17 protein-coding genes are annotated in these 21,402 nt (G+C 45.8%); 12 read left to right on the top strand and 5 right to left on the bottom strand.

The window, feature by feature from the left end; genetic code table 11:
• The first annotated feature begins 4 nt into the window (after nt 1-4).
• Entirely contained in the window at nt 5-2,563 is a 2,559-nt protein-coding gene (locus AC5WJX_RS06475) for a response regulator (protein ID WP_494483845.1), read from the top strand.
• Between the two features lie 80 nt (nt 2,564-2,643).
• Here the strand turns inward: AC5WJX_RS06475 and AC5WJX_RS06470 are convergent, their stop codons facing one another.
• The 4 genes from AC5WJX_RS06470 to AC5WJX_RS06455 form a co-directional block, all read right to left on the bottom strand.
• Complete coding sequence (locus AC5WJX_RS06470; protein ID WP_494483844.1) at nt 2,644-3,342, bottom strand: ComF family protein; 699 nt, start codon at nt 3,340-3,342, stop codon at nt 2,644-2,646.
• A 108-nt stretch (nt 3,343-3,450) separates the two neighbouring features.
• Nucleotides 3,451-4,500 carry a dual-specificity RNA methyltransferase RlmN gene (gene rlmN, locus AC5WJX_RS06465; protein ID WP_494483843.1) on the bottom strand — a complete coding sequence of 350 codons (1,050 nt, stop codon included), beginning with the start codon at nt 4,498-4,500 and terminating at the stop codon, nt 3,451-3,453.
• A gap of 25 nt (nt 4,501-4,525) precedes the next feature.
• Nucleotides 4,526-5,572, bottom strand: coding sequence for a 23S rRNA pseudouridine(2604) synthase RluF (gene rluF, locus AC5WJX_RS06460; RefSeq protein WP_494483842.1), 1,047 nt, complete (start codon nt 5,570-5,572; stop codon nt 4,526-4,528).
• Between the two features lie 104 nt (nt 5,573-5,676).
• The gene (locus AC5WJX_RS06455) at nt 5,677-7,011 is read right to left on the bottom strand and encodes a peptidoglycan DD-metalloendopeptidase family protein (RefSeq protein WP_494483841.1); all 1,335 of its coding nucleotides are present in this window, start codon (nt 7,009-7,011) and stop codon (nt 5,677-5,679) included.
• A 109-nt stretch (nt 7,012-7,120) separates the two neighbouring features.
• On the opposite strand from AC5WJX_RS06455, the gene AC5WJX_RS06450 reads away from it, so the two are divergent.
• From AC5WJX_RS06450 to AC5WJX_RS06400, 11 genes are all read left to right on the top strand, one after another.
• Nucleotides 7,121-8,293: an amidohydrolase family protein gene (locus AC5WJX_RS06450; RefSeq protein ID WP_494483840.1), complete on the top strand. Its 1,173-nt coding sequence runs from the start codon at nt 7,121-7,123 to the stop codon at nt 8,291-8,293.
• Between the two features lie 4 nt (nt 8,294-8,297).
• Nucleotides 8,298-9,239 (top strand): NAD(P)H-dependent flavin oxidoreductase, encoded by a 942-nt coding sequence (locus AC5WJX_RS06445; protein WP_494483839.1) that lies wholly within the window; start codon nt 8,298-8,300, stop codon nt 9,237-9,239.
• A 70-nt stretch (nt 9,240-9,309) separates the two neighbouring features.
• The gene (locus AC5WJX_RS06440) at nt 9,310-9,585 is read left to right on the top strand and encodes an acylphosphatase (RefSeq protein ID WP_494483838.1); all 276 of its coding nucleotides are present in this window, start codon (nt 9,310-9,312) and stop codon (nt 9,583-9,585) included.
• A 1-nt stretch (nt 9,586) separates the two neighbouring features.
• Complete coding sequence (locus AC5WJX_RS06435) at nt 9,587-11,092, top strand: lipopolysaccharide biosynthesis protein (RefSeq protein ID WP_494483837.1); 1,506 nt, start codon at nt 9,587-9,589, stop codon at nt 11,090-11,092.
• Between the two features lie 18 nt (nt 11,093-11,110).
• Nucleotides 11,111-11,542 (top strand): dUTP diphosphatase, encoded by a 432-nt coding sequence (dut, locus tag AC5WJX_RS06430; RefSeq protein WP_494483836.1) that lies wholly within the window; start codon nt 11,111-11,113, stop codon nt 11,540-11,542.
• 10 nt (nt 11,543-11,552) lie between these two features.
• Nucleotides 11,553-12,347 (top strand): lipoprotein insertase outer membrane protein LolB1, encoded by a 795-nt coding sequence (lolB1, locus tag AC5WJX_RS06425; RefSeq protein ID WP_494483835.1) that lies wholly within the window; start codon nt 11,553-11,555, stop codon nt 12,345-12,347.
• A gap of 19 nt (nt 12,348-12,366) precedes the next feature.
• Complete coding sequence (locus AC5WJX_RS06420; protein WP_494483834.1) at nt 12,367-13,629, top strand: murein hydrolase activator EnvC family protein; 1,263 nt, start codon at nt 12,367-12,369, stop codon at nt 13,627-13,629.
• Between the two features lie 76 nt (nt 13,630-13,705).
• The gene (locus AC5WJX_RS06415) at nt 13,706-14,101 is read left to right on the top strand and encodes a Sec-independent protein translocase subunit TatA/TatB (RefSeq protein ID WP_494483833.1); all 396 of its coding nucleotides are present in this window, start codon (nt 13,706-13,708) and stop codon (nt 14,099-14,101) included.
• 10 nt (nt 14,102-14,111) lie between these two features.
• On the top strand, nt 14,112-14,321 hold the full coding sequence (locus tag AC5WJX_RS06410; protein ID WP_494483832.1) for a Sec-independent protein translocase subunit TatA/TatB: 210 nt from the start codon (nt 14,112-14,114) through the stop codon (nt 14,319-14,321).
• Between the two features lie 26 nt (nt 14,322-14,347).
• Nucleotides 14,348-15,766 carry an Asp-tRNA(Asn)/Glu-tRNA(Gln) amidotransferase subunit GatA gene (gene gatA, locus AC5WJX_RS06405; RefSeq protein WP_494483831.1) on the top strand — a complete coding sequence of 473 codons (1,419 nt, stop codon included), beginning with the start codon at nt 14,348-14,350 and terminating at the stop codon, nt 15,764-15,766.
• Nucleotides 15,767-15,818: 52 nt separating this feature from the next.
• Nucleotides 15,819-17,150, top strand: coding sequence for a lytic transglycosylase domain-containing protein (locus AC5WJX_RS06400; protein ID WP_494483830.1), 1,332 nt, complete (start codon nt 15,819-15,821; stop codon nt 17,148-17,150).
• Between the two features lie 47 nt (nt 17,151-17,197).
• Here the strand turns inward: AC5WJX_RS06400 and AC5WJX_RS06395 are convergent, their stop codons facing one another.
• Entirely contained in the window at nt 17,198-20,131 is a 2,934-nt protein-coding gene (locus AC5WJX_RS06395; RefSeq protein WP_494483829.1) for a TonB-dependent receptor, read from the bottom strand.
• Nucleotides 20,132-21,402: the final 1,271 nt, after the last annotated feature.

Here is a 21,402-nt window from a genome sequence, read left to right as displayed (position 1 = left end):
GTATATGTCAGAAGCCCGAAAGGCGTTGCGGTCCAATGCTGAAGAGGACCGCTTAACTGCGCTTTATGAGTATGACATTCTGGATTCGCCAAAAGAGCCTGGTTTTGATAACCTGACCAAACTGGCGAAACAAATATTTAACCTGCCCTATGCCTTTATCACATTCGTGGACCGGCATAGGGTATGGTTCAAATCTGCTATAGGCTATGATGCCCTGGAAGTTTCCCGAGGTGCTACATTCTGTGAGCTAACCATTTTAAAAAAAGATATCCATGAAGTGCTTGATGCACGGCTTGACGATCGTTTCATAAATAATCCCCTCGTTACCGGCCCACCATATTTCTGCTACTATGTTGGGGTACCCTTGATAGATGAAAATGGTTTTGCACTTGGGGCACTATGCCTGTTGGACAGAGTGCCGCACAAATTGAATGTTCAGCAGCATGAAATGCTAAAAACTATTGGTACAGAGATCATGATGCACCTGTCGAACCGTAAAAAGGCGCGTGCGCTAAGATACGAGACGCAGCGGCTGGAAGCGATGTTAAATATCTCCGCTTTCTCTCCTGAAATTCACGCGATGCTTGACTTCAAGGGCAAAATTCTCTTCATCAATGGTGCAATAACAAGTTTACTCGGCTATACGGTTGAAGAGGCCTTGAACCTCAACCTTTGGGATATTTGCTACAAGGAAGACATGCAGCTGGTGCTTGATACGCTCCATAAGGGATTAGATGCGGGGAGATGCCAGTTTGAGCTGTTGTTCCGGATACTAAGCAAGGATGGATCCCTGCGCTGGTTTAGCTGGAGTCTCGTGACTAAGAATCGCACTTGGTATGCTTACGGAAGGGACCATACAGAAACAAGAAATGTACAAAGTGAGTTGATGAAGCTATCGCTTGTTGCCAGCAAAGTAAACAATGCGGTGGTGATCAACGATCATAACAATGAGGTGGTCTGGATCAATGAGGCTTTTGAAAAGATCACCGGCTTTAACCTGAATGATATCCGTGGGCAACGCTTAGGCGACCTGCTCGCCGGTCCTGCGACCGATATGGCCTTGGTTGAACACGCAAGAGCCCTATCAAGGCAAAACCAGTCTTTCACCATGGATGTGCTCGGCTACCGAAAGGATAAAAAGCCCATCTGGTTGTCGGTATATAATACCGTGGTGCTGGATGAGCGCGGCAAAGTGGAGATGGAGGTGGAAATCATTATCGACATCACCGAAAAGAAACTTGCAGAGCGTGAGCTGCTGGATGCCAAAGAAAAAGCCCTGGAATTGAGTGCATCCAAGGAAATGTTCCTATCTGTGATGAGTCACGAGATCCGTAATCCACTGAATGCCGTAATTGGCATGACACACCTCTTACTGGAAAATGATCCTAAACCTTCACAGCTGGAAGACCTCAAGATCCTCAAGTTCTCCGGTGAAAACCTGATCCACATCATCAACGATGTACTCGATTTCACGAAAATAGAAACTGGAAACCTGCAGTTGGAGCATATACCCTTCAGTCTGAAAACACTCGCAAATGATATTCTGACTTCCCTTCAGATTAACGGTAATAAGAATAATAATTACTTGCAGTTGGACTATGACGATCGTATACCCGAGCAGTTGATGGGTGATAAGACCAGACTGTACCAGATTCTGATGAACTTGCTGAGCAATGCCATAAAGTTTACAAAAGATGGAACCGTCAGCTTAAAGCTTGCACTTTCTGAAACGACCTCGCAAGCGGAATTTCAAGAGTTAAACAATTCAGCCTTACACCATCTTCATGCAACCGCAGATAATATATTTGATCCACAGAATGCAAATGGCAGCCTGGTCAATATTTCTGCTGCTGCCAAGATTCCGGAAGCGCAGGTGGCAATTGAATTTACGGTTAGCGACACCGGCATAGGTATCCCTGAAGATAAACAGGCTTACATTTTCGAATCCTTTACCCAGGCACGAAGTGACATATCTAGAAAATATGGCGGCACCGGCCTCGGGCTTGCAATCACCAAAAAGCTACTGAAATTATTCAAATCCGACATTCAGGTAAAAAGTAAAGAAGGAGAGGGTACCTCATTTAATTTCTCCATAGCCTTTGAAAAGGTAGATCAACAAAAAGTTGACGCTGTTCTGGAACAGGAAACGGGTGCTTTTAAAGGAAAAAAGGTATTGGTTGTAGATGATAATGAGATCAATATTCTTATTGTTAAACGTATTCTGAACACTTGGGGACTTGAAAGCGACGTCGCTGCAGACGGGGAAGAAGCGATCACTAAAGTGATGGAAAATGCTTATGACCTCATTTTGATGGACATTAACATGCCTGGAATTGACGGCTTTGAAACCACCTGCATTATTCGTGACCTTGAAGGAGAATACTTCCAGAAAGTTCCGGTAATTGCGCTGACAGGATCTACGGAGTATCATGATAGTACCAAAATCGCAACCTCCGGTATGAACGGCTATCTGCTAAAGCCATTCAACCATGACAAAGTTAAATCTGTATTAACGGAGTTCCTGGGCGCCCGTATAAATAGTGAAGGGCCGATAATCTTATGACTATCGACCCTTACCATCTAAATTAACGCTCTCGAATATATAAACGCCGCCAAATTCGAAATGTTTTAAAAACTTAAAAATTATTTTGTGTAAGCAATTGCAGCGACACTTAGGGAAGCTATTCCTGCGAAGTTAAGTGCTGATGCACAAGCTTCTATTGTGGCACCAGTCGTAATAACATCGTCAACAAGAAGTACATGCTTCCCCTTTACTTTTTCCTCTTCCTCAATGCTGAAAGCTGATTTCAGGTTCTCAAATCGGCTGAATCTGCTTTTTTTAGTCTGACTGGAGGTCGAACTCCGCTTAACCAACACGTTCTTGTAAACTGGCAGATGCAGTCCTGCAGACAAACCCTCCGCAATGCACATACTTTGATTGTAACCTCTCGTTCTTTCCCGTTTTTTATGGAGCGGTACCGGCAGGATAAGATCAATCTGCCAGCACATGCTGCTCTGCAGGATGGTTTCCGCGAGCAGTTCCCCAAGCAGCACACCCAACTCTGGTTTTCCCTTATATTTCAAATTATGCAGAAGCTGCTGTACTCTCGTGCCTTTTTTAAAGTATAACATTGCGGTAGCCTGTGCGCAGGGTATACGGCCCCAGAGCTGTTTTGCGACTGGATTATCAGGAAATAGATGAAAGTCAGTGTAAGGCAGGTCAAAGCGGCAGCTTAGGCAGATCAGTTGTTCTGACTTGACGAGTGGCTGACCGCAACCGCTACAAACATTTGGAAAGAGCAGCTGAAGAAGCTCGGCCGCCAGAATTTTGAATTGCTGCATGTTGGCAGTTTATGTCAACATGCAGCAGAAGTAGTAAGATTCTTAAGATGAAGTGTGTGGCGGCAAAAAGGAAATGCTATTACCCTGTAAAATAGCCTTCAAATAGAACTAAGCTTGTTCTTTAACCGCAAGTTGTCCACAAGCAGCGTCAATATCTTTTCCGCGGCTGCGCCTGATGTTGGTGTTGATACCCTGGCTCTTCAGGTAATTTGCAAAAGCATCAATCTTATCGCCTTCAGCATTAATGAAATCAGCAAACTGAATTGGGTTATATTCAATCAGGTTTACCTTACAAGGTACATGTTTACAGAACTTCGCAAGCTCTATAGCATCTTGAATTTCATCATTGAAATGGTTAAAAACGATGTATTCGTAAGTAACCGGGTTTTTGGTTTTTGAAAAATAGTACTTTAAAGCTTCTGCCAGTGCTGAAAGTGAGTTGTGTTCGCTGATCGGCATGATCTCATTGCGCTTTTTATCATTTGCAGCATGCAAGGAAAGGGCAAGGTTGAATCTAACGTTGTCATCACCAAGCTTCTTGATCATCTTGGCAATACCAGCCGTGGATACCGTAATTCGTTTAGAAGCCATGTTCAATCCGTCAGGCGCGGTAATGCGCTCAATGGATTTCATCACATTGGCATAGTTTAGCAAGGGTTCGCCCATACCCATATACACGATATTGGTCAATGACGCATTGTAGTTTTGCTTCGCCTGTTGATCGATCAGCACCACCTGATCATAGATCTCATCTGCATTAAGGTTACGCTTGCGGTCCATATAACCAGTAGCACAGAACTTGCAAGTTAAGCTGCAGCCCACCTGAGAACTCACACAGGCAGTCATCCTTTCTTCCATCGGAATCAGCACCCCCTCCACAATGTTCCCATCATATAACCTGAAAGCGCTCTTGATGGTACGGTCACTGCTGACCTGTGCATTGTTCACCTCCACCACATTGATAGCGAAGTGCTCGTCGAGTTTCTTCCTGAGATCCTTAGACAGGTTACTCATTTCCGCAAAGCTGCGGGCAGCCTTTTCCCACAACCATTGGTAAACCTGTTTCGCCCGGTAGGCGGGTTCGTTAATGGAAGTGAAATGTTCCTGTAACTGACTTAAACTCAGTGCCCGAATGTCTGTTTTTTTTGTGTAAACCATTTAGGCACAAAGGTAACCAAAAAAATTAGTGTTTTGCACCGCGGCTTTTACCCGGAGTTCCAGATTTACCTTTAGATGGCTTTACTGGTCGCTTAGCAGGGCCATTGCTCTTGTGCCAATCATTGCTGGATGCAGCACCTGCAGATCTTCCCGGCGAACGGCGTTTGTCTTCATTGGCGCCCCTTGCCGCAGGACGGCCGCTGGCAGCGCCTCTACCTGCTCCAGATGATTTCCCCGATGGCTTGCCCGAGCCTCCTGGTTTACCAGTCGGTTCGAAAGGCGTAAATTGATCGCCAAAACCTTGTTCTTTGCTCTTTGCAGGGCTTGGCTTCGCTTTTGGAGCCGGTGCATTCGCACTAGACTTCTCCACCATCTTATAGATCTCTGTCTGCTCTTCCGGTGTAAGTTCACGCCATTCACCCACAGGAATACCTTTCAAACTGATGTTCATGATCCTGGTGCGCTCCAATCTGGTCACTTCATAACCCAGATGCTCGCACATTCTGCGGATCTGACGATTAAGCCCTTGAATTAAAGTGATCTTGAAAACGAAAGTGCTCTCCTGTGAAATTTTACATTTCTTGGTCATTACACCCAGGATCGGAACCCCTTTGGACATCTTCTCCAGGAATGCCGGCGTGATCGGCTTATTAACCGTAACCAGATATTCTTTCTCGTGATTGTTGCCCGCTCTTAGAATTTTGTTTACCAGGTCACCATTGTTGGTCAGGAAGATCAAACCCTGAGAATCTTTATCCAGACGGCCGATCGGGAACACCCTTTCGCTATGGTTCACGTAATCTACGATGTTGCTTGGAACACCGGCTTCTGTGGTGCTGGTAATGCCAACCGGCTTATTGAATGCGATCAAAACAGAGTTTTCAACCGCTTTTGGTTCAATGGTCTGCCCATTCACCGTAACCACATCTCCAAAAATTACCTTATCGCCTACTTTGGCTTTCTTGCCATTGATATACACATTCCCCTGCTCTATATACCGGTCAGCCGCTCTTCTGGAGCATAAACCACTCTCACTTATGTATTTATTTAATCTTGTAGACGAATCAGTCATGTGTTGAAAAATTTATTACGAATTGCAAAGGAATAGATTTATACCCATATAAACTATCAAAATATGATATTGGAACCATCAATACAAGATAATAGTCCAATCATTTAACGCTTACCCGCTGCCGGAATCCAGCCGGTTTCGGCCTCGGCATCTCTAACGAGCAGAAAATCCTCAAACTGGCCGATCAAATTTACGGTGGCACCACTATCCAAAGTTTTCTTCAGCGGCGAAGCAACTATGGGCTGGTCATACAAGGCAAGTTGCTGCGGACCCAGCTTCAGGCTTCGCAAGCTCGTCTTTACGGAGCTCAAACTTTTGCTAGGTACATAACCTGTGCTACCATCGGGTAGCTTAGCTTTATACCAGGAGTCTGTTGCAGCTTCAACAAGCACAATTGTAGAAGGCTCCAGTTTTTTAATGCTTTGCGATTTTGCATCAGGACTTTCCCGCAGTTCCGTTTTGCTGCTGCTTCTAAGCGTCGCGTTCAGGTTTGCCGTTGCCGCCGTTACTGCCTTGGGCTCCCGGACCTCCGGGTTAACAAAAGGCAGGGGATCTATGGCACCGCTACCAGTGTAGATGCCGAAATGCAGGTGCGGTGGGGTAGTCCTTGCATTGCCTGTGTTGCCCATCAGACCAAGGGTGTCGCCAACTTTTACTTCCTGACCTTCGATGGCCAGCTGCTTATCAAGGTGAGCATAGTACAGGGTGTAGTTCTTGTCATTCGGCCGCATCATGACAACCAGTCCGCCAAGATTATTTTCACCCACCCTGGTTACGATTCCATCTGCACTGGCAAGCACCGGGGTATGTTTTGCCCCAAAGATATCTATGCCCTCATGCCTGCGGGTATTTGCATCCCTTCCCACGCCAAATAAGCTTTCAACTCGCTTCCGGCCATCTCCTTTTACGGGAAAGGCCAGGGAAGGTCCGCCAAGGATTTCCAAAGTATAGGAACCACTTTTCAATAATTCTGGCTGCAGGCGCAGCAGATATTCCGCATTTTCGTCTACATCAATTGTGATGCTGGCATTTAATGTGTCTGCAGAAGCCACAGCCTTAGGCGAATTCCCCTCGCGGAATGCCCATAGATCCATGTATACCATGAAATCTGTTGCAGGTATTTTCTCCAGGCGAATGTTCAAACGCTGTCCACGGACCACATCAAACCTAAAAGCAGTAGCTGCAACACGCTCCGCCGGGAAATAGCCTTGTTCCTTATAGGGCAGCTTAATACGCAGTGCCTTAGCAATACTTTCCTGCCCCGCATCGATCCAGGCTTTGCCCATGGCAGTTTTATCCAAGCCCGCATTACTAAGCTTGCGCTGATACAACTCATAAGGGCTCGCTGTCTTAAAAAGGTTCACCGGCCCGGTTTTACAGGAGCTAAAGAAAAGACAAAGCACTGCGCAAGCGGACAATATAGAATTTATTGGTTTCATACTGTGGTGTTTACTTTAATACGATCCGACACCGTAAAAAGTTTTGAGCTTTCCCCTTAAACGCTAAAGCCAATTTGGTTCAATCGCACATATACGCGTACTTTGCCCCATGCTAACATATCTATCAGCATCCACCATATACCCTGTTTCAACACCAGCCATTGATCATGGCGTAATTGCACTTGATGAGCAAGGTTGTGTTAAGGGGCTGTACACGCAGCAGGAAGCTGAAGCACTAAGTCTTCCGGTAAGCCAACACTATTCCGGCCTGCTGGTACCAGGCTTCATCAATACACATTGTCATTTGGAGCTTTCACACCTGCGCGATAAGATCAGTCAGCATACCGGACTCTTCAAATTTGTGTCCGAGGTGATGAAAAGCCGCACTGCAGATAGCTCGGAGATCATGAAAGCAATGGAACAGGCAGATGAGGAGATGTATCAGAATGGCATTGTAGCCGTGGGCGATATCTCCAATCAGCCAGTATCCGCAAGCGTAAAACAAAAAAGTAAGATTTACTACCATACTTTCGTGGAAGCCATGGGCTTCAATCCATCGCAAGCTTCGTCAATCATTGCAAAAGCAAAGGAAACCATGGATAGCTTTGAAAAGACTAAAGCTTCTATAGTACCACATGCACCATATTCCGTCTCAGATGCACTTTTTGCAGAAATTGCAACCATCAGCCAGACTCAGGAAAACCTGTTGAGTATTCACAATCAGGAAACGCCCTCGGAAAACGAATTTTTTCAGCATAAAACCGGAGCATTCCTGGAACTCTATAAAATTCTGGGCCTGGATTTGGAGTTTTACCAGGCTAGTGGCAAAACATCTTTGCAAACCACTTTACCTAAACTGCCGAAAAGCAGAACCCTGCTCGTACACAACACGCAAACCAGTCTAGCAGATGTAGCGTTCGCCAAGACACAGCACCCGGATCTTTACTGGTGCCTTTGTCCGAATGCAAACCGCTACATCGAGAATACCCTGCCAGATGTGCACATGCTTAAAAACGAAGGCTTGCGGATCACTTTAGGTACAGACAGCCTGGCCAGCAACCAGCAGCTAAGTATCCTGGAAGAGATGAAGGTGCTGCAAACGCACAAACAAATCAGTTTCCAGACACTACTGGAATGGGCGACGTTGAATGGCGCGAAATTCTTGGGTATTGAGGATACCTACGGTAGCTTTGAGCTCGGAAAAAAGCCTGGGGTAGTACTGCTGGAAGCTATAGAAAACGAACAGCTATCAGGTGCAACCCGTATCAAAAGATTATTTTAGGCGCATGCAGAACAAAATTACGCAACTCTTCGGTATAGCATATCCAATTATTCAGGCAGGTATGGTCTGGTGCAGTGGCTGGAGGCTTGCCGCGGCAGTATCAAACGCCGGTGGACTTGGCATCATCGGTGCAGGCTCCATGTATCCTGAGGTATTCCGTACACATGTGCAGAAATGCAAGGCTCATACAAATAAACCTTTTGCGGTTAACGTACCCTTGCTATATGCGGATATAAAAGAGATCTTCGACATCATTGTGGAAGAACAAGTGAAGATTGTTTTTACCTCTGCAGGAAACCCAGCCACCTGGACCAGTTTTCTAAAACAACATGGCATCACGGTGGTACATGTCATCGCAAACACGAAATTTGCGCTGAAGGCCCAGACGGCAGGTGTAGACGCGGTCGTAGCGGAAGGCTTTGAAGCCGGCGGGCACAATGGTCGCGAGGAAACCACAACCCTCTGCCTTGTCCCAATGATCGCAGAGGCCCTGAGCATCCCGGTAATTGCTGCGGGTGGAATTGCCAGTGGTAAAGCGATGCTAGCCTCCTTTGCGCTCGGTGCAGAAGGCGTGCAGATTGGTTCGGCCTTCGCCGTAGCAGAAGAATCCTCGGCGCACCCGGCATTTAAAAAGCGGATCATTGAGGCTGCAGAAGGGGATACCGCATTGCGGATGAAAAAATTGCTGCCCGTAAGGCTATTGAAGAATACCTTTGCAGAAGCTATTGCTACTGCGGAAGCCGAAGGCGCCAGTGCGGAGCAGTTGCAGCAAATGCTCGGAAGGGCAAGAGCAAAGGCCGGGATGTTTGAGGGTGACCTGGAAGCGGGAGAACTTGAAATCGGACAAGTGGCAGCGATGATCCGCGAGATTAGACCTGCAGCACAGATCATCCAGCAGATCTGGACTGAGTTTGCAACAGAAAAAGAAAGATTAAAATCCATATAGATGAGCTTCGCTGCGTAACAGCAAGCGTAAAGATCATGATGGCTTCATCAAGCGTACAAAAGTTTAACAGATGAAAAAACATATAGACATTAGAGTAACTGGCAAAGTACAGGGCGTTTCTTTCCGCGCAACAACAAAGTATGTCGCCGACCAGATGGGTGTTCGGGGCTACGTTCGTAACGAAAAAGACGGTTCGCTGTTCATTGAAGCGGAGGCCGACGATGTTACCCTGGAAGTTTTCCTGGAATGGTGCCATGAAGGCTCCGATCGCTCGCGTGTTGAGGAAGTGCAGGTAACACCTGGCGAACTAAAAGGCTACCAGAATTTTGAAATTCTAAAGAAATAGGATGTCTGTTATTAAGAAATTTCTTGGTGATACCGCGATCTATGGATTTAGTACCATCATTTCCAGGCTCTTCAACTTCATCCTCACACCCATTTTTACCACTGTCTTTGCGCCTTCGGTATATGGTATTTTTACCAAAATGTACAGCTACGTTTCTATTGTTAATGCAGTACTCGCATTTGGTATGGAAACAACCTTTTTCAGGTACCTGAATAAACATGAGGACCGTAAGCAGGAGGTCTATAACAATGCATTTCTAACCATTCTCATTCTTGCCAGCTTATTTCTGGTTACGGGTTTGTTATGGGCAGAAGATATCGCCTTGATGATGTTGCACGCCGATATTAGCGAGCTTAAAGATCAAACCAGGTTCGTGCAATATTTCGTATGGCTATCTTTTTTTGATGCCATCGCAGTTATCCCATTTTCGAAGCTGCGTGCTGATGGCAGGCCTATCAAATACAGCATCATCAAGTTTGTGAATATTGGAACATTCATCGGGACCAACCTGACCTTCCTGTATCTGATTCCGGCGATCATCTCAAATGGTGGCCCCGGTGCCGAATGGTTCCAGAGCTGGTACCGTCCGCAATGGGTAGGCTATGTGTTTATTGCTAACCTGGCTGCCAGTGGCGCAGCATTGCTTTTACTGCTGCCGGAAATTCTGCAGCTCCAGTTCAGAATGGACCGCAAGATGTTAATGAACATGTTTTCCTACAGCTGGCCCATCCTGGTTGCTAATCTTTCCTTTATTGTCAATGAGAACCTGGACAAGATCATGCTTGGGCATTACCTGCCGGAAAGCATTGCAGACCGGGATACCGGGATCTATGGTGCGGTCGCAAAGATTGCCGTATTCCTGAGCATCTTTATTCAGGCCTTCAGACTAGGTGCAGAACCTTTCTTTTTTAGTCACGCTAAACAGGCGAATGCCCGTCAAACTTACGCAACCATTCTCCAGTACTTTGTCATTGCCTTAACACTGATCTTCGTCGCACTTGTGGCCAACATCGAGATCCTGAAGTACTTTATACATGGTAAAAATACAGAAGAACAGCTGCTCTACTGGTCGGGTTTACCGGCAGTACCCTTGCTGCTTTTCGGTTACATGTGCCTGGGAATCTATATGAATCTCTCCATCTGGTACCGTCTTTCCGACCAGACGAGATATGGCCTCTACATCTCTGCGGTAGGCGCAATCCTGACCATCGTTTTGAACATTGTGCTTATCCCAAGGTTCAGCTATATGGGCTCTGCATTTGTATCCATGCTGGCCTACTCGGTCATGATGGTAACTTCCTATGTGCTGGGGCAGAAACACTACCCGATCCCATACAAGTTGAAAAGGATTCTTGCTTATCTGCTGGTTTCCTGTATCCTGGTGACCTTGTCCTTTTACGTATTCAACCGGAACATTTACATTGGCAACGCCATGTTGCTGCTTTTTTTGGGCGGTGTTTTCTACTTCGAAAAAGACCAGCTCAAATTTATATTGTCTAAAAAATAAATTACAAATTTTATCAGAATGAAGATCAACATCATCAACAAATCAAGCCACGAACTACCAAAATACGAAACTGCACATGCGGCGGGTATGGACCTTCGTGCACATACAGAACTCCAGATCGTGATCAAACCCCTGCAGCGTATGTTGGTGCCTACAGGTCTGCATATTGAACTTCCTGTAGGTTATGAAGCGCAGATCCGCCCCAGAAGTGGCCTGGCTTACAAACATGGCATCAGCATTGTGAACGCTCCGGGTACGATCGATGCCGACTATCGGGGAGAAATTAAAGTCCTGCTGATTAATCTTTCTGATACTGATTTCGTCATAAACAATGGAGACCGTATCGCACAGATGGTTATTGCGAAACATGAAACGATTAACTGGGAGCCTGTAGAACAGTTAAATGAAACGGCAAGGGGCGAAGGCGGTTACGGTCATACCGGAAAATAAAAACATATCAATGAAGAAAAGTTTCATAAAAGCAATGGTCATGCTAAGCCTGGTTTCGGTGGTGATGGCATGTAAGAGTAAAAAAGCAATGGTTGCTGCTACGCCAGAGGTAAAGCCAGCACCAATTGTAACGGATAAGAAGGAAGAGCACATCAAACTTTTAAGAAGCAAAAACATCAACTTCAACACCCTTTCCATGAAGGGGAAAGCGAACCTTCGTTTACCTGGTAACGAGAATACCGTTACGGTGAATGTACGCATCCAGCGTGATCAGAAGATCTGGATGAGCATCACCGCACTACTAGGTATTGAGGTTGCCCGGGCAGTGATCACTCCAGACAGCATCATGGTATTAAATAAATTACAAAACACCTATGTCCGTCAGCCATTCAGTTACATTTACCGCTACACCAGCAAACAGGTGAACTTTAAGATGCTGCAGGATGTATTGACAGGTAATACCATCAACACGCTCTTTAATCCTGCCGCTACACTCGAGCAAAATCCACAGGGCTTGTGGGTTCTGAAGGGAAATGAGGGCTCATTGGGCTATAACCTTAATTTCAATACGCTGCAGAAACCTGGTCAGCTCAATTTGAATGATGCCAAGGCCGCGCAGGCGCTCAAAGTAGCATACGGCAATTATCAGAAAGTGAACGAGTTTATGGCGCCAGCACAGATCGCAATTAATTCTTTATCTGGAAATAAACGGGTAGACATTGATTTCGACTTTTCAAAGATCGAGAGTAATGTTCAGCTTGATTTTCCGTTTAGAGTTCCGAAGGGCTACGAGTTAATAAACTAAAATTTATACTTTTGATTGAATGAAGTTCTACAAACTAATACTATTCCTTTTTCTGCTCACGTTTGGTACCACCGCCTTTGCACAAAGTAGTGCTCAACTGAAGCGAAAAAAGGAAGCCTTGCAGCGCGAGATTAATTTGTTACAGAAGAATCTGACCAAAACCGCAACCAGTAAAAAGCTTACACAAAGCGAAATCCGGGCACTAAATACCAAGATCAGTCTGATGCAGGATAAAATCGGCGTCATCAACTCTGAGATCAGAAACCTGGATGGCCAGATCCACGAAAATACCAATGCCGTATTATCTCTGAAAGAGCAACTTGCACAGTTGAAGAAGGAGTATGCGGCCATGATCCGCTTTGCACAACGGAACAGAAATGCATACGACAAGATGATGTTCATCTTCGCGGCAAAGGACTTCAATCAAGCCTATAAACGGGTTAAATACTTACAGCAGTTTAGTCAATACCGTAAAAAGCAAGCCGATTACATCAATGGCACGCAGAAAAACCTGAGCTATAAGATCGTCGTACTGGATAGAAGCTTGAAAGAAAAGAGCAATCTGTTGAAAGAACAGGAATCTGAGAAAGAAAAGCTGGGTAAAAATAAATCAGAACAATCTAAAGTACTTAACCGCTACAGTCAGCAGGAGCGTAAATACTCACGAGACATTGCTGCCCGTAAAAAGCAGCAGGCTAAGATTGATCGCGATATCCGCAATGCGATTCAACGGGAGATTGCCTTGGCGAAACGTAGAGCTGAGGAAGCTGCAAGAGCAGCCGCAGCAAAAGCAAAGGCTGAAAACAAAGCTGCGCCTGCAGCACCAACAGCCGCCGCAAAAACCAACTCGGGATATTTAAATGCAACACCAGAAGCGGCTAAGCTTTCCGCCGCATTCATAAACAACCGCGGTTCATTGCCATGGCCCGTTGCTACAGGTTCTATCACAGAACGTTTCGGGCGTCACCGCGTAGATCAGGCGAACATCGATCAGAACGGTGTTAAGATCGCTACAGCAGCAGGTGCAGCTGTGCGCGCCGTGTTTAATGGAAAAGTTACAACCGTCAGCAACTCTATGGGTAAATACTTCGTACTTATTAAACATGGAGAATATTTTACGGTTTATCAAAACCTTGCCACGGTCAATGTGTCTATAGGACAGGAAGTTAGTACAAAGCAAACCATAGGGGTGGTTTCGGCATCTGATGGGGTGCCGGAAATTGATTTTCAGATTTGGAGGGGCGCATCGCCGCAAAATCCGGAAGCCTGGATTTCCAAATAATTTTAAAAATTAAATACCTTATATTTGCAATAGCTAATTAACAAGAAATAAAAACGATACATATAAATTCCAGACAATGTATACAGGAACATTATTAGAATTCTTAAATATGGGCGGCGGAGAGATCATGATTATCCTGGTTGTCGTTTTACTTTTATTTGGAGGTAAAAAACTTCCTGAGCTTGCCCGTGGACTGGGTAAAGGTATCCGTGACTTTAAAGACGCTTCCGAAGGGGTAAAAAGAGAAATTCACAGAAACATCAATGCCGTGGATATAGTTGACGATGTAAAGAGTACCTTTAATGATACTTTGAGCGGCACCAGCAGTTATTCTTCAACAGATAGCAGCACTGCAACAACAACCAGCAGCACAGAATCACCTGTTGTGGAGTCAACAGCAAGTACTGTTGAAGTAAACCAACCGGTAACGGACACAACAGAAAAGACTGAATTAGAAAAAAACAATATTTAACTTAACGATTATGTTAAACACAACCCTATTAGCTGCTTTAGGTGGCACCGAAATCGCAATTATTCTAGTTATTGTATTACTTCTTTTTGGCGGTAAAAAAATCCCTGAATTAATGCGTGGCTTAGGAAAAGGTATGAAAGAATTTAAAGATGGTAAAGACGGTATTGATGATACGGACAACTTAGGTCGTGATCGCTCAAACACTCAAAAACCACTATAAATATTCGCTAACCCTTATTCTCCAGTTTGAAGAAATATATCGCATTAGCAGAGATCCAATCCCAGATTGCACAGCAAGAGCTGCGTTTAACTGACCTGCTGGAATACTATTTTCAACAAATAGAAGATCATAAACACCTCAATGCATTCAATGAGGTGTTTTTTTTGTCTGCAAGAAATCAGGCTGAAGCCGTTCAGAAAAAGATAGATAACCAGACCGCAGGTAAACTGGCCGGAATGGTCATCGGCATTAAGGATAATATTTGCTACCAGGATCACCTGGTTACCGCTTCCTCTAAAATGCTGGAGCACTTTGTGGCGCCTTATCATGCAACCGTAATCAAGCGGCTACTTGCAGAAGACGCCATCATCATCGGTCGCTTGAACTGTGATGAATTCGCCATGGGCGGTTCTAATGAAACTTCTTATTTCGGTCCTGTGCGCAATGCTGCAGACCCGGAACGTGTTGCCGGGGGTTCTTCCGGTGGCTCGGCCGTGGCAGTACAGGCCGACATGTGCCTTGCAGCCCTGGGTACCGACACCGGTGGTTCGGTACGGCAACCGGCTGCATTCTGCGGCTGCATTGGCCTGAAGCCTACTTACGGACGGATTTCACGTTATGGTGTTATTGCTTATGCCTCCTCCTTTGATCAGGTGGGTACCATCACCTCTTCTGTAGCTGATGCCGCATTATTGTTAGAGGTGCTTGCGGGAGCGGACGAACATGATAGTACCGTTTCCGAACAGCCCGTTCCAGCTTATAGCCAGTCTCTGGTCCCAGCGAACAAACAGAAAATTGCCGTACTGCAGGAAACCCTAGAAAGTAAAGCGCTGGATCCGGAGATCCGCGAAGCGATTGCAAAGGGAATTGAAAAGTTGAAAGCAGAAGGTCACGAAATTGAGTATGTGTCTTTCGATCTCCTGGATTACCTTGTACCTGCTTATTATGTGCTTACCGCTGCGGAAGCTTCCTCAAATCTTTCCCGCTATGATGGCGTACATTATGGCTATAGGAATAAGGAAGCAAAAGACCTTAACGAGCTCTATAAACTGAGCCGGGCGGAAGGTTTTGGGCCCGAAGTTAAAAGGCGTATCATGTTAGGGACCTTTATTTTGAGTGCCGGATATTATGATGCCTACTACCAGAAGGCGCAAAAGGTACGCCGGTTGATCCGCGATAAGATCGAAAGTTTGCTGGCAAACTATGATGCGATTCTATTGCCTGTTACGCCTACATCGGCTTTCAAGATTGGTGAGAACATCAAGGATCCTCTGGTAATGTATATGGAGGATATCTTTACCGTACTAGCCTCTCTTTCTGGAGTTCCTGCAATATCTCTGCCCCTTGGCAATAATAAAGCAGGTTTACCGTTAGGAATACAGCTGATGGCCGGGCATTTCAATGAAAGCGCGCTTTTAAATTTGTCAAATAGTTTTTTAAAATAGCCTATTGATAAGATAGAAATCTTTTAAATCTGCGAGATGCAGTTCTTTGCCTATGAAATTAAAATTACGTTTTAAAACCGTACTAGCCCTGACGACAATAGCTTTTTCAGGTTATGCGCAGCAGAAAAATGCAAAACTAGATTCCATACCTGCCTCTCCATTTGCATTCCCCAATACTTTCGAAACGGATACGACCGCTGTTCCCCTGGTCGATGAAAGTTTGGCTTTTTATAATTACAACTTCGTTCATAAAAAACGTTTGGACTCTATTCGGAATGTAATTCCAATGGATTATAATGAGTATGTCCAGAAATACATTGACGTGTATTCTGGGCGAAAAAATATGATGGGGAAGATGCTTGGTTTGTCCAGTTATTATTTCCCAATCTTCGAAAAAGCACTGAAAGCATACGACATTCCGGATGAGCTGAAGTACCTCCCGATCATCGAATCGGCGATGAACCCACATGCAGTGTCCAGGGTAGGCGCCACCGGCCTTTGGCAGTTCATGTTTACCACGGCGAAAGGCTACGGCTTGAATATGGACAATTTCGTGGATGAACGTAAAGATCCGGTACAAGCGAGTTATGCTGCGGCTGCCTATTTCCGTGATGCTTATGAGCGCTTTGGCGATTGGTTGCTGGCCATTGCTGCTTATAACTGCGGCGCGGGCAATGTAAACCGTGCAATAGAAAAGGCCAATTCGCATGACTTCTGGGCAATTCGTCCCTACCTGCCACAAGAAACCCGGAACTATGTTCCAGCATTTATTGCAGCCGTATATGTGATGAATTATGCAGAGCGCCACGAGATCATGGCGCAAAAATCAGCTTTGGCTCAACAAACCGATACGGTGCAGGTGAACCGCTTCGTTTCGCTCACAGCGCTGTCTGAAGCGCTGGATCTGGAAACCGATGCCTTGTTCGTGTTAAATCCTTCCTACAAAAAGAAGATTGTTAATGGTACGGATGAATCGCCAAAGCGAATCATCATGCCTTCAGCACAGGTGTCAAACTTTGCGAAGGTTTATGAAGTGCTAAACAATATGCCTGTAGATGTGGATACCCGCGTGTATCTTGCCTCCAACGATGATAAGAGGCTGCGTGGCAAATCCAGATCTGGCAGCAGCAGATCGTCGTCGTCTGGAGCAACGACTTACCACCGCGTCAAGAGCGGACAAAACCTGAGCACCATTGCCGCACAATACCGGGTAGAAGTTCAGGACCTGAAAGTCTGGAACAACCTGAAAGGTAGCACACTGGTGCCTGGGCAACGTCTGATCGTGTCTGCTAAAGCTGCAGCACCGAAAAAGGTGCCGGCACGTTCTAAAACTTATATTTCCTATAAGACTAAGCGGTCTAATGAAGGTTCCGGAAAAATTTAAACCGGAACCTTCATCCAATATCTGCTCCGCTTTGCTGCTAAGCATATCTACCTGTTAAGTAGTCCTTCAAACGTTACGGCTGCGTAATATAAGGCGCCAATGGTTGGTCCACCCGCATATTGCAGGAAAGGTTTGTTGAAAATATTCGTGCCACCGACTTTGATGCTTCCATTTACCGCCGGTAGTTTATAGCTGAACTGCGCGTCAAAGGTATGGATGGCCGCAATCTGGCCCGTCACCAATGGGCTCTCCCATAAAAAGGCATTCTGCCATTTGTAAACAACGCTGAAGCCGAGGTTTTTGGCAATCTCCCGATTCCCGATCGTAAAGTTTGTTGACCATTCCGGCGTGTTGAAGCCGGTGACGAAAATATCGTTCTGCTCGTTCGACTTGATCTTGTTGTAACTCACATTTCCGGCAACAGTGTATTTCTTGTAGAAGTTGAATGTGAGGCCCAGTGCAGTTCCATAATTTCGATACTTGTTTTTGGCATTCGTGTATACCCGGTATCGATCCTGACCTGCATCCCGGTTTACATCGAGCATCGCGAGTACTGCTGCATCGCTGCCTACAGTCGCGCCCCGGGGTACATCCACCTGAACCTGGCCGAGAAATCCGGTGTAGGTGTTGGTGTAAGCATCAATGTCCAGGTACAGCCGATTTTCTAAGAACACACTTTTATAGCCAAACTCCAGGGAGTTGATTCGCTCTGGTGCTGCTTTGGGTAGATTCGCTTTCACCAGCAATTCCCGGTTTTCCAATGCTGCAGTGTTTCGGTCGGCCCCATTTGCTACGTCAGCATTCACCGCTGCATTAAATAACACGCCGGATGCACGGGTGTAACTGTTATCCAGGTAGCCCAAGCCTTCATTGATATAGGATAGACTTCCGACACGTTTCACCCGGCCGTTGTTTACATAGGATAAGGCCTCGAACAATCCGGGGAAGCGATATCCCTGTTGATAGGTGAAGCGGAAGTTATGGTGCTGATCAGGAGAATAAACCGCGGCAATACGAGGGGTAAGTTTCGGATCGAACTCCGGGTTATAGTCATAGCGTACCGAGCCAAACAGCTTTAACTTTTCCTGAAACAGGGTTTTGGTGAGCTGCGTAAAGGCTCCGATCTTTTTATAATGGATGTTGTCGCCATAGGAACCATCCGGTAAGGCTGTGCCTCGGTCGGCAATGGCCCTGCTGAAATCAACAAAGCAGTTTCCATCCGGTATAATTTCGTAGAGCCTGGCATCGGCGCCGACTAGCAGGTCGAAATAGCGGATCTTGCCGGATAAGTCATACTGACCCTCCACATGGTACATGCGGCTTTTCTGTATCAGCGCCGCACCACCAGTTTCCGGGGCATTGGGGATTGTTGCTGATCGGATATCCCAGTTGTTAATACCGATAATCGTGTTTTTCAAAGTTTCAAAAGCTGGTGTACCCGGCGCTGCACGCCCGGCGTCTGCCTGTTGGCGGGCAAAGGCTGTCGCTGCGGCCAGGTTTGCATCCGTTAGTGCACCGCCGTTTGCCGCTGCATATTCATTCAGCGCATTTTTGTACTTGGCACCCCAGGCACTGCCACTGCCACCGCTTGCAAGGTCCATATTGTCTGCAAGTGGCTTTACATTATACGAATCGCCGGAATTCTCGATGGATATATAAGAGCGTAGCAGATAATTGCTGCCCTTTAACTCCAGCTTATGGTTTTGAATGATCACATTGTCCAGCTGGATCTTATTGCCACGTTGAAAGACGCCGTCCATCTTGCCGATACGGTAATCGTACGATAGTTCTGCAGTTTCGCCGAGACGGTAGTGTAAGGCTGCATCAAACTTCAGGTTATCGACATTGGGATTTACCAGATCCCTTTCCCAATATCCGGTTCTGGCCACGTTCAAAGTCTGATTTGGCTGCCCGTTGATGCTGAGCCCAGATACCGAAACCGTGTTACTCCCTGCAAGCACATCATCACCATACTTATTCCAGCCATCGAAGGCGATATTGTTGCTGCCGTTCAGGGCAGGATAACCAGGATTTGCGCTCTTCAGGTTGTTGGGGTTTTGGTCGGTGCGGGTGTCCGAAAGCCAGTCGGTACCTCTAAGGTAGCTCAGGTTTACTTTAAACGCGAACTTATTGTTGAAGGCTTTGGCGTATCTAACAGCAGTTTCAGTGAGGTTACTCAAGTCGCGACCGGTTCCGCCAAGGTGGTTTAAGCCTGCTTTTTGGTAGAAGCTCAGGCCCTGGTAGTAAAACGGGCTTTTGGTCATCAGGTTAGACATGCCATTGATCGCGTTCATGCCATACAGGGCAGAAGCCGCACCTGGTGTGATTTCAATGCTGGCAATATCCAGCTCTGTTGGTCCAATGGCATTACCTAGTGGAACGCCCAAAGTGGCGGCCTGCATGTCGATTCCATCTACCAGCTGCATAAACCGGTAGTTGCTCGGAATGTTGAAACCGCGTGTATTCGGAATTTTGAATGTTAAGCTCGAAGTGGTCATCTGTACCCCTTTGACATTCTCCAGTGCGTCGTAGAAACTGGGTGCCGGCGACTCGCGTATGGCACGGATGTCGAGCTTTTCAATGGCTACCGGGGACTTTAAGATGCTTTCCTGCACCCTTGATGCAGTAATCACCACCTCGTTGGCCAGTACGGTCTGACTGGCCAGTTCGATGTTCAGGTTGTTTCCAATATCCCGCACTTCAAATTCCTGTGTTTTAAAGCCGATGCTGCTGAAGACCAGTTTAAAGGGGAACTTCAGCCGGGAACGTAGCTTGAATTTGCCGTTTCGATCCGTAGTGGTTCCGGTTATTGCACCTTTAATGACAACGCTGACTCCGGCAAGTGGCGTCTTTTGTTCCTGATCAGTAACGGTTCCGCTGACCTCAATCAGTTGGTTTTCCTGTGCGAGGCTTTGCTGTGCATAGATGCCGAGCAGGAATAGAAGTAAGATCCATCTTGGTTTGCAGTAGTTTTTAGGCATAGGTAGGAAAGAATATTAATAAATGGAAGATTGATTTTGCTTTACTTGTTTATTAATCTTCAGGAATCGACGTGCGTATTGATCCTGCTGAAAAAACTACTAATTCGTCCTTAAATTCAGTTGAAATTAAAGTCTACTAAAATGGTAGACAAATGTAGATGATGAGAATCACATTGCAAAATAAATTCAGCATTGTGTTGCAATTATTTTCCTGACGATCAGTGGGCTAGGCTGAAAGGGGGCACGCGCTGTGCTGGTATACCGCTTCAATCGTGGATGGTCTTGTATTAGCTGAATGACCGGAATATTAGCCCTTTAAGTAAAGTATAGACCTAAAGTAGTATGCTTTAAACCCCTTTTTGGATTTGCTATGGTATGGTATCTATCAGAATTGTCATGTTGATGGGCAGCGAACAGCTTTTGTTCTTGAGCGGCTCTTGTTCGCCTCTTGACCGCGTATTGTTCGCCTATTGTTCGCCTCAAGGCGAAGAATAGGCGTTTAAGAGGCGTCGGAAAGCCCTTTAAGAGCAATAAGAAAGCCGTTTTAGTCACCCTACTACTTGTCTTGACGGCAGACTTGAGGTTGGTAAGATGGCGGTGATACTATATTGTAGAGGTTGCTACTATATATATATGCTAAATCAAGCTGGATGTAGCTAGATGCATGTTTTGGCTGAAGGTTGGTAATCCTGGACATTAAAAAGGGTAGGGGATCTTTCTTCGCTACAGATAAATAACACACTGCTGTAACACTAAAATGTGCAGGTAAAATGGAGTCACTGGCAATAAAGCATTGTTAAACAGCGTTTTGAGATTTGTTGTAAACGGCAGGATGGTAAGGGTTGATCTATGGATAAACCTGCTTAGAAAGAGAGGTGTTAACCTGCCGGTTTACCTTATCGTACAAGCGACACGAAGCACTGTGAAAAGCTGTGCAAATCATTACGCTTGTTTTTCAAGAGGTTAGCAGGTTTAAACAAGATATTTCTACATATTGTTTTGCAGCCCGGAAATTTTCTTCTACATTTGCACTCCGCTTCGGAGGAAGGGAAACAGTGAGAAGGATAAAGAAGAAAGATTTGAAAGGCTGAAAAGGAGTAAGATAACGTCTCTTTTTGCGTTTACCTCTAGCAGGTAACCATCGCTGGAAACAGTGAAAAACAAAAAGAAAAAATTTAGAAATAAATTCTTGACAATATCAAAATCATTACTACCTTTGCAGTCCCAACAAACAGGGAGCCACTTAACGGATGTTAAACACGGCAAATAAC

This window comes from Pedobacter sp. NEAU-ZC8, from assembly GCF_059278965.1.
Note: the sequence above shows the minus strand (reverse complement) of the source record. Positions and strands in the feature narration are given on the sequence as shown.

Bases quoted from the DNA above. Each gene is read 5' to 3' on its own strand.
- rlmN (WP_494483843.1), bottom strand. From the start codon at position 4,500: ATGGTTTACACAAAAAAAACAGACATTCGGGCACTGAGTTTAAGTCAG.
- AC5WJX_RS06435 (WP_494483837.1), top strand. From the start codon at position 9,587: ATGTCTGTTATTAAGAAATTTCTTGGTGATACCGCGATCTATGGATTT.
- AC5WJX_RS06475 (WP_494483845.1), top strand. From the start codon at position 5: ATGTCAGAAGCCCGAAAGGCGTTGCGGTCCAATGCTGAAGAGGACCGC.
- AC5WJX_RS06455 (WP_494483841.1), bottom strand. From the start codon at position 7,011: ATGAAACCAATAAATTCTATATTGTCCGCTTGCGCAGTGCTTTGTCTT.
- AC5WJX_RS06470 (WP_494483844.1), bottom strand. From the start codon at position 3,342: ATGCAGCAATTCAAAATTCTGGCGGCCGAGCTTCTTCAGCTGCTCTTT.
- AC5WJX_RS06410 (WP_494483832.1), top strand. From the start codon at position 14,112: ATGTTAAACACAACCCTATTAGCTGCTTTAGGTGGCACCGAAATCGCA.
- AC5WJX_RS06400 (WP_494483830.1), top strand. From the start codon at position 15,819: ATGAAATTAAAATTACGTTTTAAAACCGTACTAGCCCTGACGACAATA.
- AC5WJX_RS06450 (WP_494483840.1), top strand. From the start codon at position 7,121: ATGCTAACATATCTATCAGCATCCACCATATACCCTGTTTCAACACCA.
- AC5WJX_RS06395 (WP_494483829.1), bottom strand. From the start codon at position 20,131: ATGCCTAAAAACTACTGCAAACCAAGATGGATCTTACTTCTATTCCTG.
- AC5WJX_RS06415 (WP_494483833.1), top strand. From the start codon at position 13,706: ATGTATACAGGAACATTATTAGAATTCTTAAATATGGGCGGCGGAGAG.
- AC5WJX_RS06440 (WP_494483838.1), top strand. From the start codon at position 9,310: ATGAAAAAACATATAGACATTAGAGTAACTGGCAAAGTACAGGGCGTT.
- rluF (WP_494483842.1), bottom strand. From the start codon at position 5,572: ATGACTGATTCGTCTACAAGATTAAATAAATACATAAGTGAGAGTGGT.
- AC5WJX_RS06420 (WP_494483834.1), top strand. From the start codon at position 12,367: ATGAAGTTCTACAAACTAATACTATTCCTTTTTCTGCTCACGTTTGGT.
- AC5WJX_RS06445 (WP_494483839.1), top strand. From the start codon at position 8,298: ATGCAGAACAAAATTACGCAACTCTTCGGTATAGCATATCCAATTATT.
- dut (WP_494483836.1), top strand. From the start codon at position 11,111: ATGAAGATCAACATCATCAACAAATCAAGCCACGAACTACCAAAATAC.
- lolB1 (WP_494483835.1), top strand. From the start codon at position 11,553: ATGAAGAAAAGTTTCATAAAAGCAATGGTCATGCTAAGCCTGGTTTCG.